Source organism: Ohtaekwangia kribbensis (assembly GCF_042676245.1).
GTDB classification, from domain to species: Bacteria; Bacteroidota; Bacteroidia; order Cytophagales; family Cyclobacteriaceae; genus Ohtaekwangia; species Ohtaekwangia kribbensis.
Map to the genome: position 1 here is coordinate 441,042 of NZ_JBHTKA010000008.1, position 12,916 is coordinate 453,957.

Here is a 12,916-nt window from a genome sequence, read left to right on the forward strand (position 1 = left end):
CAGAAGTCTATTAGGTTAATACACCTATCATCATCTTGTCCTAAAAAATTAACTCCATGTTATTAATAAGTTCGCATCGGATAAGTATCTTTAGTTTGAAAAATCAAATCTAACTTCTCCCATGGAAATCCTCGATGCACCTCAGCCCAATGCCGCCATTGATCCAAACGCTGTCATCTATGGAGGCTTTTGGCCACGATTTGGTGCCATGTTTATTGACGGACTTGTGCTGGCGCCTATAAGCGTAGGCGTAATGTACTTCAATGTTACATCAGCCAAAAGTTCGCTGCTTCTTGCCGTTGTCACGCTTCTTACGCTTGCCTATAAACCAATTATGGAGTATGTATACGGTGCTACGCTTGGTAAAATGGCTTTAAAACTAAAAGTAGTTGATGCTCAATTTGAGAAGGCTGGTCTCCAGGAAATACTTTTGCGAAACATTTTTCATATTGTTCCTTCACTGGTAACACTCTTCTTTACACTTGATATATACCTTAGTCCCGAGTTTGAGGAGATCAATGGTTTTATGGAATACTCGCAGTATAGCGGTCAATTCAAGTCACTTCAGATCATGAACTTTGTAAGTGGTTTAATTACAATTGTTGATGCCATTGTATTGTTGGCCGACTCTCGCAAGCGTTCGCTACATGATAAGATTGCTCAAACGTATGTTATTGAAAGGCAGCCTTCGTATGCATTATAGAACAAACTCCATACGCTTTTAGTCGATTGTGATGAGAACATTAATTATCGGCACGATATTCATTTTTATCATGTCGTGCCAGCAGCGTTCCAAAATCAATTATGAAAACAAAATTGACACTATAGCAGTAGAAGAAATTCAAAAAGACACTACCAAAATTCTGGTTGCACAGCTGCCTGTTAAGTTCGACAGTACTGAATCACTGATCTTCGCTGTAAGTGCTATCAGCATAAGCGGAAGAAATGGTATTAGCAAATCAACTTACGACTATTATGGTAGCACCGATTCAGATGCCAGTTATTTTAGGAATGATCACCTGACGGGAGATTTTGTCAATGTGATATTTCGTGATAATAATGGAAATGATCGAAAACTCACTCACCACAAAATGAAGATAAGCGATATCGTCTTCCTTCGTCCAATCTTCGAATCAACTCGCAAAGGTTTTATTCTATATACCGTTAATGACCGTGATACGAACGGTGATAATGTATATAATTACCAGGATCTCGAAGCATTATACATTAGTAAAGCGGATGGATCTGAATTCAAAAAGCTATCAAAAGAGTTGAACGAATTTTACGACTATACTATAATAAAGGGTGAAGCAAAGCTATATTTCAGAACGCTTGAAGATCGAAACAAAGATGGTGTGCTAAACAATAAAGACAAATTCCATCATTTTCAGTTAGAGTTCACCAGTGACAATTATACCATAAGCGAATACAATCCTATTAAAATTCTGGAATAAGCTAACGGCTACTTCTTTACCTTAAGTGCATCCTGATTTCGCTTCACATTATACTTCACAATCTTACCTATCAGCGTTAACGGTAGTGGTTCATGCAGTGGAATCCGCATGGTGCTTTTATCGCCTTCGTATCTCACCAGTAGTTTCTTGAATGAATCGTCACCGCGTGGCACCGGATATATACCGATGTGATTTTTATAGGCAGCAAAATGTATCAGGTTACCATTCAGTATAAATGTGGGCATGGCATACTTTATAGTTTCCTCCGCTTTCGGTGCCGCCTTCCGAATCGTACCTCTTATACTCTCCAACAGCTTTTGAACATCCGCGGGAAAAGCTGCAATGTACTCGTCAATGCCTGTAAACTTGGTTATATTCTTCGTGTTTTCCATGATTCGTTTGCTTATGTGGTATAGATCAAAATTACTCTACAGTAAATAATGTCACGATCCGGAAACGCGACATCGATCGGGTCAAATGCGACAACGTTTACACTCACATGGGTGCACAATCGTTATAGAAACGGAACAAAATATCTCAAATTAAGACAACCATCGCCAAACAAAACCAATCGCTACGTGTTATAACAGTTATAATGAACCGCGAAAAGGCATGCAAAAAGCAATAATGTATATCGTTACAAAATATAGTTTGGCATCGGAGCAGCGGAGTCAAAGCACATTTTTGAACCCGGCATTACAATTGGATCTAAGCTTTATGAGGTTACACTCCCCCGTACAACAACCTCTTATGCATCATAATTTTTTATTACCAAGTTAATCAACATGAAACTACTATTTCAACAGAAAGCTCTGAAGGAAGTCAGGAGTGGACTTGAACGTCAACTGGAGCAAGCTAAAAAAGCATCTGCTTTTATTAAGGAAATTGAGAAGGGGAATCTGGCGATTGATGTATCAGAAGAACTACTCGATAGCGAGTTGGGAGCATCTCTCACATCCATCAAAAATCATCTTGCCAAATTATCGCAGGAAGAACACGAACGAAACTGGCTCAATGTAGGGCTGGCGAAGTTTGCAGATATACTTCGTAATAAAGAATCCCTCGACTTGCAAAAACTGTCTGACGATATACTCAGCAACCTCATTAAATATGTAGAAGCCAATCAGGGAGCGCTCTTCGTTCTGGAGGGTGAGGGCGATGATGCATACCTGGATATGATTGCATGCTATGCTTACGATCGCAAGAAGTATGTATCAAACAAGGTAAATCTGGGCGAAGGTCTTGTAGGACAGTGTGTACTGGAACGAGAGACTATATATATGACTCAAACGCCTGCCGGTTACGTAAAGATCACTTCCGGTTTGGGACAGGCCGCGCCAAAATCTATTCTTATATCACCACTGCTCATTAACGAGAAAGTTTTTGGTGTACTTGAGCTCGCTTCGTTTCATGAATTTCCAGCGCACAAGATTGACTTCATCCGGAAGCTGTCGGAGAATATAGCGGCCAGCATCAAACACGTTAAGGAAAGCGAGCGCATATTATCATTACTAAGTGCAAGTCAGCAACAAGCCGAAGAGATGCGTGCGCAGGAAGAAGAAATGCGCCAGAATATGGAAGAGTTGCAGGCTACACAAGAGGAAATGCAGCGTAAAAGCGATGCGCTTAATAAAGCTTCTGCTGAAATGATGAGTATTCTTAATGGTATTAACGCTACCATGGCTACTATAGAATTTACACCGGACGGGCATATTCTCCATGCAAATTCAATCTTTCTGAGAACCATGAATTACAGGCTTGAGGAAATTACCGGCATGCATCACCGGAGGTTTGTTCCGAATGATATACTACATTCGAACGAGTATAAAACTTTCTGGAATCGCCTTGCGGCTGGAGAATCGATCAAAGGTGTATTCAAGCGGCTGTCGCAGGATGGACAAATCAAATGGCTGAATGCTATTTACAATCCTATATTGGACGCGGCCGGCAATGTTATAAAGATCGTAAAATTTGCCACCGATATAACCCATGAACAGGAAATGATGGCTGAGAGCAAAGGTGTTATTGAAGGCATCAACGCAACAATGGCCATTATTGAATTTACTCCCCATGGAACTGTACTCACGGCAAATGAGAACTTTCTCAGAACAATGGAGTATCGTCTCGAAGATATAGCAGGACACCACCACCACAAGTTTGTTCCGGAAGATATACGGGTGCAGGATGACTACAGGACTTTCTGGAGAGACCTTGCGGCTGGTAAAGCTACAAAAGGTGTTTTCAGGCGCCTTACAGCATCGGGCAAAACTGTATGGCTAAATGCAATCTACAATCCGATTCTTAATGCCAATGGTGAAGTGGTGAAGGTCACCAAGTTTGCAACCGAGGTTGTAAAAGCTACAGAAATGGCGGCCGCTTGATAAGAAAATACTTACGGCAGTAACACTCACTGCTGTAAGTATCTATACCGATTAATATAAATCCACGTCTATACCTTTTACACGAAATTCTTCGCGTATAGCATCTATATTCTCATCGTAAAATATTTCCATTTTTTTCAGGTTCTTAAAATGGTCAGCATCTTCGAATGAGCGAATATTGAATACATCATCTTCGCCACTCCAGAAGGCGATCATGTTCATGTATATATCATTGCCGCCATCCTGTATAATCTCCGTTATCTCGTCAGCATACTTCCTGTCGATCTCCAGTTTCTCAAAGTATTCTTTTACTTCAGGAATAATGTCGTAGCCTTCGCTGTTTACATCGATCGCACGTTCGTTGTATCGCTTGGCAAACTCAAATATATCGAAGGCAGGTTTGAGCAATTCCTTTTCATACATTAGCACCTGTATAATTGCCAGTTTAAAATTGAAATCTTTAAACTCAATCTTTTCACCAGCGATGGGTGTAAATTTATACCGGTCCGGGTCTCCTATCGGCTCCGGTGCCTTCACTTCAGAAATTTCTATCGCTGCAATAGCACCTGATTCATTCAGATCTATAAATATGTGGTTTACACCAAGCGTGATCTCCATGGAATCATCGTGCTCATCCTTTCGCTCCACACAAATGGCAGCATAGTCCTGATCGCCTATTTCTAATTTACCGGTATACAGTGACGATGGTGTAAAATTATACTCTCTGTGTTTTAAAAAGTCCAGACCCAACGCCTGCACATTTACTTTATCACTGGAGTATGCACGTATTCCCAGATCATGCCAGGTATAAACCGTATTGTACTTGCCTTTAAATACAGCCGGTGTAGTACCAAGTATGTCTTTTAAAGTTTGCAACGGTACAGGTATTGTAAAGTGACTTTCATCGATACGTACATCATGATCGCTTACGACTATTTCTGAAACTGATTTGTAGCCCATAAAAAAAAGCCCGGATATTTATCCGGGCAATTTATAGCAGTACGTTATATTTACGCTTACTTCCTTATTCTTTTTTCAAGATCTTCCGTTTTCAACGTAATCAACCTCCCTGCAGGCTCACCTTTACGATAAGTGATAATGCGCAGATTATCGGCACCTGTCGGAAATTCAAATGCAGTACTATACCGTGGCGAATATTGATTAGGAATTGTATTATCAACGGTATAGAAGATATCGAGTTCCGGTACTTCTGATGCAAGATCGATCATGATTTTACCTTGTGGACTCTTCTTTACGGTAATGATGGGATCGTACATACTCGGAGCATAGTTTATATGCGCTTCATCCATGCGTTTAAAGTGTTCTTCTACCCGTGTTACAAAGTTTGGCCAGTCTTTTTGTTTCTCCGGTGTCCAGAATGCTTCTGCCATAGCAAGCGCACGCGGGTATATCATATACTCGGCATGCGCCTCTGTGGGTATCTGTTCTGTCCACAAGTTGCCTTGCGCCCCCAGCACATACGTTGAATCCATTTCAGCAGGAACCAGGTCAAAGGTATATACTTCCTTCAATCGCGAGCTGCCATATACCGGAGGCTCAATAGATCGTTCCCCCTGGTACATATCGAGATAATATACCGGTGCCGGACTCATCACAACGGGATGTTTGAGGTGTGCAGCTTCTATACCTCCTTTGGTACCGCGCCAGCTCATCACGGCAGCACCCGGTGCGATACCGCCTTCCAATATCTCGTCCCACCCGATCATCTTCTTTTTCTTATTCTGAATGATCTTGCCAACACGTTTCACAAAGTAAGATTGTAGCTCCTCACCATTCTTCAGATTATTTTTCTTCATGAACGCCTGCACGTTTTTGTCGCGCTCCCAAAAACCTTTATAGCATTCGTCACCGCCCATGTGTATATATTCAAACGGGAATAATGCGGCTACTTCGGTAAATACTTTATCCAGGAACTGATATACCTTTTCATCGGTAGGATCAAGTGTATTATCGAGGTGCATTTCGAATTTGCCATTGCCAAACCACGTTGAGAAACTCGATCCCGGGTTTACCCGCAGCGTTGTATCGTTGGTAACCGAAAGGTCCGGATACGAAGCCAGTGCTGCCATACTATGACCGGGCACATCTATTTCCGGAAGTACTTCTATATAGCGCTCCTTTGCATACTGCACAATTTCTTTTATATCCTGCTGCGTATAGAAGCCGCCATAGGTAGCCAACTCACCAGGCTTAGGCGCATCGTTACTGCCGAACGTACCAACACGCGGCACACGCCATGCACCAACCGAAGTTAAGCGCGGCAGACTTTTTATTTCAATACGCCAGCCGTTGTCATCGGTAAGATGCCAATGGAAACGATTCATTTTATACTTAGCCATGCGATCTATATATTTCTTTACATATTCTTTAGAAAAGAAGTGTCGGCTTACATCAAACATTTGTCCTCGCCAGCTAAAGCGAGGGTAATCTACAATTGTAACTGCAGGCACCTTCCACTCAGCATCTTTTACCAGGGAAGAAGACTCTATTTCGGGCGGCAAAAGTTGCAACAAGGTTTGCACACCGTAAAATATACCGGCCGGTGTATTCGCGTTTATCTCAGCTTTACCAGCCACTGTATGTAGAGTATATCCTTCCTGTCCGAGGCGCGCATCCGGTTTTGCGTTGAGCTGAAGTATGACATGTGCCGTGTTTGACTCAGCTACTGTTAATATATACCCGGTAGCAGGTTTTACTTTGTCAACGAGGTACTGGGCAATGCGTGCTACTTCCGGTTGTTTGGCGGGTACACCTACCGTTGTAGTGCTGGTGAACAGAAAGTGACCAGTCTCCTGCCGCAAGCTTACCGGAGCAGGAATAAGAGAAATGTTTTGTGCTGTTGCCTGGGCAAACCACACGCAGCAGGCAATGCATAACACACCTCGTAAAGTTCGAAATTTCATGGTTGTAGTTGGGGTTTGTAAGGCAACCAAGTTAAGCACTTTCGTGCAGCGATGAAAAAATTTTACATGTGCCGGGAGCACACACTTTTTAGCGGCAGGTGAAATAGCTGCGGGTGTAAGCTTTGAGCTGCGAGACGGTAATTGTCTTCTCGGTGCCAGCTACAGGTTGCTGGTGGATTATTTGTTTGTCGCTGTGAATTTATAAACGCGCTTCTCGAAAGTTTTTAAGTTGGTGGATACAACAAGGAAGTGATTGATTCCTTTGTCGAGATAATCGCCAATGTAGATCTTTTGTTGTTGGTCGTGCCTGGCATTGAACACAAAGGTGTTTTGCTTTAGAACAACATCACGCATTTCATCGATCAGCATCAATTGGACTTTAGTTCCGGTCTTATAGTCTAATGAAACATGAAGATAGGGATCAAGACTTGCTAATGGACGGAATGTAACCAACTCACGATCGAGGACTTCTTTTAATTGGCTATCTTTATAGACGGCTATAACTTCGTAGGTATATATACCGGCTTCTGAAAGCACATCTGTTGCTGAATAATTTGTGATATACTTTCCTGCCGTATTCAAAACAGGAGCAAATACAGCAACAGGCAAAGCAGCTTCGCCTTTACGTTTCCGGAATACTTCAAATCGCTCCAGCGTTTGTAGCAAAGACTCAGAGGCTGTCCAATGCAGATCAACTACTTTGCCGGTAACATCTGCCTTTAGTGATAACGTGTCAAGACTTTCAGATGTGTACAGAAAGCCTTTGGGGTTTGAGCTGAATTGTATTTCAAACTTGCAGAAGTCACCCAGGAAGCCATCGATGTTTACGAAGTAGTCATTACCTGCTAACAGCGAATCGATTTCTATGAAAACATCATCGCCTTCAATTTTGGGTATACACTTCAGTACCTGATATTGCTCAGTAGTGCATGGATTGCCTTGCAGTATAATAGCCTGAATACCCCGTGCATCACGACATGCCAGTGATGCTATATTTAAGTAATATTTACCTGATTGATTCACACGAAACGTAAACCACTGATCGTTGTGATAGATCAGACATTTATTGGTGAGAGCCTTGAGTGATTTATTGACACAATCCCACTCAACTGTGGCATGATCGGTAGATGATTCTGTATATGCAGCATCCTGCATCAATCGCGAACCATTCTGAATGTTATTGTTTGTGACTTGTGCCGTGCCTGCCCCTGCACTGCAGAGCATTGCATATATACCTGCGATGATTCTGCTTTTATAGCAACGCATATAAATTACCGCGGTCTTCTTTTATCAGGTTTCTTCCTGTCCTCCCGGTTTATATCGGGTCGCTTTCTGTCGTCACGTTTATTCTTTACTTTTTGTTTGCCAACGCGGGCCTTGCTTTCATTCTTTTTTGCCTCGATACGTTTTGCATCTTTCTTCTCGTGAAACGCTCCTTTAAAGGCCGGATCGTCTCTGCGCTTCTGATCATCAATCGCTTTGTTTATTTCCTGCTTTTCTTCGAAAGATGTTTTCTCTACAAACACTTCAGCGGGTAAATCCTTTGCCTGTATTTTCTCGCGAATCAGCTTTTCAATTTTTTCAATATGATATTCTTCTGCGCGGTTTACGAATGTAATCGCTTTGCCATCCTGAAACGCACGACCTGTTCTACCAATACGATGCACGTAGTCTTCGTATAGTATAGGTACATCAAAGTTTATAACATGTGATACCTTCGTCACATCTATACCACGGGCCGTTACATCAGTCGATACAAGCACACGCAACTTGCCTTCTTTAAATTCATTAACGGCATTGATACGACTGTTCTGCCCTTTGTTCGAGTGTATCACGCGCACCGGGCCGAGATCTTTACGTTCAATGAACTTGAAAACATTTTCAGCATTCTCCTTCGTGCGGGTAAAAATCATCACGCGGTTAAAGTCTTCTTTATTCCGGAGCAGGTATTCTATAAAGTTGATCTTCGTTTTAATGTTGGGTACATGATACAACTCCTGCTCTACCTGCCGGGCCGGTGTAGCCTGTGGCGTTATCTCAACTCTTACTGGAAATTCCAGGAACTCGCCCGAGAGTCGCTCCACTTTCTCCGGAAATGTAGCCGAGAACAAAAGGTTCTGACGCTTGCTCGGAATCACTTCAAAAATTTTACGAAGCTGTGGCATAAAGCCCATGTCCATCATACGATCAGCTTCATCCAGCACGAGCATTTTAAATTGCTTTACCGGAATCTCACCCCGCAGGTAAAGTTCGGTAAAGCGCCCGGGAGTAGATATCAATATATCGACACCTTGCTGAATGCTTTCAATTTGTGCTTTCGGACCTATACCTCCGTAGATCGGCAGTATACGCAGGTCAGTATATTTAGCGAGTAGTTTTGTGTGTTCCGCCAATTGAATGGTTAGCTCTTTTGTCGGTGCAAGAATCAACGCACGCGGCTCCGTGCCTTGTGCATACTTGATCTTCATGAGCAGCGGTAAAAGATAGGCAGCCGTTTTACCGGTGCCGGTCTGCGCAATGCCAATTACTTCCTGCCCCGCGAGGATAATGGGAATACATTTCTGCTGGATTTCCGTGGGGTGCACAAAACCCAGGTCGGAAACTGCGTTGAGTAATTGTTTATTGAGATTAAATTCTTCGAAAGTTGTAATGGCAGACACTTGGTTCTAATTTTACTGCGATGAAAACTACGCTGATAACGAACGCAAATATAGTTAATGAGGGCAAGGTCTTTCAGGGAGATGTACTTATTAAAGACCGGTATATCGAAAGAATCGGAAAAGATCTGTCGTACCCGATGGCCGATAAAGTAATTGATGCCCAGGGTAAATACCTGCTACCGGGAGCAATTGATGACCAGGTTCACTTCCGCGAACCCGGCTTAACGCACAAAGCAACGATACAAACTGAAGCACGGGCGGCTGTTGCCGGTGGTGTTACCAGTTTTATGGAAATGCCCAACACCAACCCGCCAACCTTTACGCAGGTGTTGCTGGAAGAAAAATATCAGATCGCTGCGCGTACATCATTAGCGAATTACTCCTTCTTTATAGGTGCTTCGAACGATAACCTGGAAGAAGTAATGAAGACCGATATTACCAGAGTATGCGGACTGAAGATATTCATGGGTTCATCTACCGGCAATTTACTTGTTGATAACCAGGAGACACTGGAAGGTTTCTTCTCTCGCTTTCCGGCACTCATCGCTGCGCATTGTGAAGATGAACCTACCATTCGCAAAAACACAGCCGAGTATAAAGATCGTTATGGAGAAGATGTACCTATAGAATGCCACCCGCTGATACGGAGTGAAGAAGCATGCTATCGCTCTTCATCGTTCGCGATTGGCCTTGCTAAAAAACATGGCGCACGTTTTCACGTACTGCACATCTCAACCGCCAAAGAGATTTCGTTATTTGATAACAGCATTCCGCTGGAGCAAAAGAAGATCACTGCCGAAGCCTGTATTCATCACTTGTGGTTTAATGACAGTGACTATAAACGACTGGGTACATTGCTGAAGTGGAACCCGGCCGTGAAGACATCACACGATCAACAGGAGATTTTCAAGGCATTGCTGGAAGATCGCATCGATGTTATCGCTACCGATCATGCACCACACTTGCTCGAAGAAAAAAGCAACACATACTTCAAGGCTCCTTCCGGAGGACCACTCGTTCAACACAGCCTGGTGGCGATGCTTGAGTTTTACCAACAGGGAAGGATAAGTTTGGAGAAGATCGTACAGAAAATGAGTCATAACCCGGCCATACTTTTCCAGATCGAGAAGCGCGGTTTTATTCGTGAAGGATATTTTGCTGACCTCGTGCTGGCCGACCTCGATAAAACTTGGACGGTACACAAGTCCAATATTTTATCAAAATGCGGATGGTCGCCCCTGGAGGGAACAAAATTTCATTCAACCATCACGCATACTTTCGTTTCGGGCCACCTGGCGTACGAGGATGGGAAGTTCGATGAAAGCCACCCGGGCGAGCGCCTGACGTTTAATCGAAAATGATCTTAAATGTTTTTTGCAAATTCGAAGCAGGTCACTAAATTTGCAGTCCTCAAAATGGTGGATGTAGTTCAGTTGGTTAGAACATCAGATTGTGATTCTGAGGGTCGTGGGTTCGAGTCCCATCATTCACCCCAAAAATAAAAGCCTCTTCAAGAGGCTTTTTGCTTTTCATAGTCTCTCTGAAATTAACGCTGCCTGTTTTCAGCAAACGTCAGAGATGTCTTCATGTGGAGAATTCTTAAAGAAGATGAGAAAAATTTTCTGCGTTCATCAACCTGGTGAATGCATATAGCACGGGCACAACATCTCTCATCTAAATCAGACATATTCATTATTCTTTTTAATCTCTCTGAACATTAAGTCTGTTGCCCAATTATAAACTATAGAGCAGACAGGTGTCTCAAAGATCAACACAACATTACAATTGCGTTATGCGTATATGCATGAACGTACTGACGCAGTATAGTTGACATTTGTATGCAAAACTTCTCAACGCGCGTAAGTATATTTTAGAAATTATATAGGACACAACAGCAACTTAGTACAACGAAGTTGTAACCATATTATCGCGGAGAAGTACCGTTGCTCCGTAAACGAAAAACTTCGATAACATGCAATGTTGTGCCCGAGGTATTTTTACTGTATGTTCATCTCATGATCGTGTGGAAAGACTATAAGAAGCTGGCGCTCGAAGAAAAAATTGATGTGTTGTACGAAAAAGGTACATTCATCATGGCGATCCGATACTACGGGTATAAAGTAAATCTTTATCTACTCGGAAATTTTTATGTTGAAGTATTTATCAATCATAAGAACACAATAATTGAGAAGATATTACCGTTAGATACGAATCATTCGCGCATGCAGTTTTACTCTGATCAGATTAAACTGCCTGTTGATTTTCTGGATTAACGTTCAGTCGCCCATCGCACAACAAAACCCAATAACAATCCTCCGAGTATAATTAGCGGTGATGGTATTTTGGTAAATAGCAGCAACAGAAACGTTGCTATAGTAACACTGAAATTTATAATGGTATTCTCAAGCGGCTGAAAAAGTATAACCGCTGATGCTGCCACGAGTCCCGCACTTGCAGCCGTAATTCCTTCCAACGATGCGCGCACAGCCCTATAGCGTTTGAGACTTTCCCAGAAGCGAATCACAAAGAAGATCAAAAACGTGCCCGGTAAAAATATACCGAACGCAGAAACCAGTGCACCAAGAATTTCTCCACCGGTTCCATACTCGCGCATCGACAATGCACCTATATACGAGCTGAATGAAAATACCGGGCCTGGCAACGACTGGGCTATAGCGTAGCCCGACAGAAATTCGCCTGAAGTAAGATATTGTTTGGGTGCATATTGCACGAACTCGGTATATAACAACGGAGTGAGTACCTGTCCGCCACCGAATATAAGACTCCCGTTACGATAGAAGTTTTCAAACAGCCTTACGGGAAGCGCACGCGTTATACCTCCAAGTGCTGCAGCAAAAATCAATACACCTGCCCATAGTAAAAAGTTTGCCCACGGTACTACAATCTTTACCTTCTCTTCTTTCGGTTGATTTTTATACTTCAGTGCAGTAAGTAAACCTGAGCACAGCAATATAACCGGAAACACATAGGGAGTTTGAATGAGATAGGAAAGTATAGCGGCCGTTACCATTAACACTATACCTGTTTTGGTGCGCACGGTTTTCTGTATAATTACAAACGCACCATAGCTTACAAAGCCTACGGCCATGGGTTGTATGAAACGCGTGAATTCAAGCGACCAGTTTTTCTCTTCTATGCTCGACATGAGCATCGCGGCAAGCGTCATGAGTATAACAGCCGGAAGTATCCATACCAGCAACGTGAGGTAGGCCAGCGTAGGCCCGCCAATCTTGAAACCTATAGCGGTTAATGTTTGTGTTGAAGTGGGGCCGGGCAATATCTGACAAAGTGAATTGATCTCCATCAGATCATCCTCTGTCAGATACTTCCGTTTGTCTACCAGCACTTTTTGAAAATGAGCAAGATGTGCCTGCGGTCCGCCAAACGTGGTGACCGCGAGCATCAGTATATCGCGCAGGAAGATATAGTATCGAACCCGCCCGATCATGCTAACTGTATACCGGTGTTCGCTTCCA

The 12,916-nt window shown here is 42.9% G+C and carries 11 protein-coding genes and 1 tRNA gene; 6 read left to right on the forward strand and 6 right to left on the reverse strand.

Going from position 1 to position 12,916, the window contains the following annotated elements; all coding sequences use genetic code 11:
* Window positions 1-121: 121 nt before the first annotated feature.
* Both ACFQ21_RS22825 and ACFQ21_RS22830 read left to right on the forward strand, forming a co-directional pair.
* Window positions 122-703: an RDD family protein gene (locus ACFQ21_RS22825; protein WP_377583026.1), complete on the forward strand. Its 582-nt coding sequence runs from the start codon at window positions 122-124 to the stop codon at window positions 701-703.
* 31 nt (window positions 704-734) lie between these two features.
* A complete protein-coding gene (locus ACFQ21_RS22830) occupies window positions 735-1,454 on the forward strand; it encodes a hypothetical protein (protein WP_377583028.1) in 720 nt (239 codons plus the stop codon).
* 8 nt (window positions 1,455-1,462) lie between these two features.
* On the opposite strand, the gene ACFQ21_RS22835 is transcribed toward ACFQ21_RS22830, so the two are convergent.
* The gene (locus ACFQ21_RS22835) at window positions 1,463-1,846 is read right to left on the reverse strand and encodes an iron chaperone (RefSeq protein WP_377583030.1); all 384 of its coding nucleotides are present in this window, start codon (window positions 1,844-1,846) and stop codon (window positions 1,463-1,465) included.
* Window positions 1,847-2,239: 393 nt separating this feature from the next.
* On the opposite strand from ACFQ21_RS22835, the gene ACFQ21_RS22840 reads away from it, so the two are divergent.
* Entirely contained in the window at window positions 2,240-3,835 is a 1,596-nt protein-coding gene (locus tag ACFQ21_RS22840; RefSeq protein ID WP_377583032.1) for a PAS domain-containing protein, read from the forward strand.
* Window positions 3,836-3,886: 51 nt separating this feature from the next.
* Here ACFQ21_RS22840 and ACFQ21_RS22845 read toward each other — a convergent pair whose 3' ends face one another.
* The 4 genes from ACFQ21_RS22845 to ACFQ21_RS22860 all read right to left on the reverse strand — a co-directional run bounded on the left by ACFQ21_RS22845 (window position 3,887) and on the right by ACFQ21_RS22860 (window position 9,419).
* A complete protein-coding gene (locus ACFQ21_RS22845; RefSeq protein WP_377583034.1) occupies window positions 3,887-4,795 on the reverse strand; it encodes a DUF6892 domain-containing protein in 909 nt (302 codons plus the stop codon).
* 56 nt (window positions 4,796-4,851) lie between these two features.
* Window positions 4,852-6,759, reverse strand: a complete 1,908-nt coding sequence (locus ACFQ21_RS22850; protein ID WP_377583036.1) for a beta-N-acetylhexosaminidase — start codon at window positions 6,757-6,759, stop codon at window positions 4,852-4,854.
* Between the two features lie 177 nt (window positions 6,760-6,936).
* Window positions 6,937-8,025: a hypothetical protein gene (locus tag ACFQ21_RS22855; protein ID WP_377583038.1), complete on the reverse strand. Its 1,089-nt coding sequence runs from the start codon at window positions 8,023-8,025 to the stop codon at window positions 6,937-6,939.
* Window positions 8,026-8,030: 5 nt separating this feature from the next.
* Complete coding sequence (locus tag ACFQ21_RS22860) at window positions 8,031-9,419, reverse strand: DEAD/DEAH box helicase (protein ID WP_377583040.1); 1,389 nt, start codon at window positions 9,417-9,419, stop codon at window positions 8,031-8,033.
* Window positions 9,420-9,439: 20 nt separating this feature from the next.
* Here ACFQ21_RS22860 and ACFQ21_RS22865 point away from each other — a divergent pair, with 20 nt between their 5' ends.
* The 3 genes from ACFQ21_RS22865 to ACFQ21_RS22875 all read left to right on the forward strand — a co-directional run bounded on the left by ACFQ21_RS22865 (window position 9,440) and on the right by ACFQ21_RS22875 (window position 11,692).
* Window positions 9,440-10,780 carry a dihydroorotase gene (locus ACFQ21_RS22865; protein WP_377583042.1) on the forward strand — a complete coding sequence of 447 codons (1,341 nt, stop codon included), beginning with the start codon at window positions 9,440-9,442 and terminating at the stop codon, window positions 10,778-10,780.
* A gap of 57 nt (window positions 10,781-10,837) precedes the next feature.
* Window positions 10,838-10,914 (forward strand) — tRNA-His (locus tag ACFQ21_RS22870).
* 487 nt (window positions 10,915-11,401) lie between these two features.
* Complete coding sequence (locus ACFQ21_RS22875; protein ID WP_377583044.1) at window positions 11,402-11,692, forward strand: hypothetical protein; 291 nt, start codon at window positions 11,402-11,404, stop codon at window positions 11,690-11,692.
* Here ACFQ21_RS22875 and chrA read toward each other — a convergent pair.
* Window positions 11,689-12,888 (reverse strand): chromate efflux transporter, encoded by a 1,200-nt coding sequence (chrA, locus tag ACFQ21_RS22880; protein ID WP_377583046.1) that lies wholly within the window; start codon window positions 12,886-12,888, stop codon window positions 11,689-11,691. The two genes, ACFQ21_RS22875 and chrA, sit on opposite strands and share 4 nt — an antisense overlap.
* Window positions 12,889-12,916: the final 28 nt, after the last annotated feature.

Coding starts and splice junctions, on each gene's coding strand:
- ACFQ21_RS22845 (WP_377583034.1), bottom strand. CDS start 4,795: ATGGGCTACAAATCAGTTTCAGAAATAGTCGTAAGCGATCATGATGTA.
- ACFQ21_RS22855 (WP_377583038.1), bottom strand. CDS start 8,025: ATGCGTTGCTATAAAAGCAGAATCATCGCAGGTATATATGCAATGCTC.
- ACFQ21_RS22825 (WP_377583026.1), top strand. CDS start 122: ATGGAAATCCTCGATGCACCTCAGCCCAATGCCGCCATTGATCCAAAC.
- ACFQ21_RS22865 (WP_377583042.1), top strand. CDS start 9,440: ATGAAAACTACGCTGATAACGAACGCAAATATAGTTAATGAGGGCAAG.
- ACFQ21_RS22840 (WP_377583032.1), top strand. CDS start 2,240: ATGAAACTACTATTTCAACAGAAAGCTCTGAAGGAAGTCAGGAGTGGA.
- ACFQ21_RS22850 (WP_377583036.1), bottom strand. CDS start 6,759: ATGAAATTTCGAACTTTACGAGGTGTGTTATGCATTGCCTGCTGCGTG.
- chrA (WP_377583046.1), bottom strand. CDS start 12,888: ATGATCGGGCGGGTTCGATACTATATCTTCCTGCGCGATATACTGATG.
- ACFQ21_RS22835 (WP_377583030.1), bottom strand. CDS start 1,846: ATGGAAAACACGAAGAATATAACCAAGTTTACAGGCATTGACGAGTAC.
- ACFQ21_RS22830 (WP_377583028.1), top strand. CDS start 735: ATGAGAACATTAATTATCGGCACGATATTCATTTTTATCATGTCGTGC.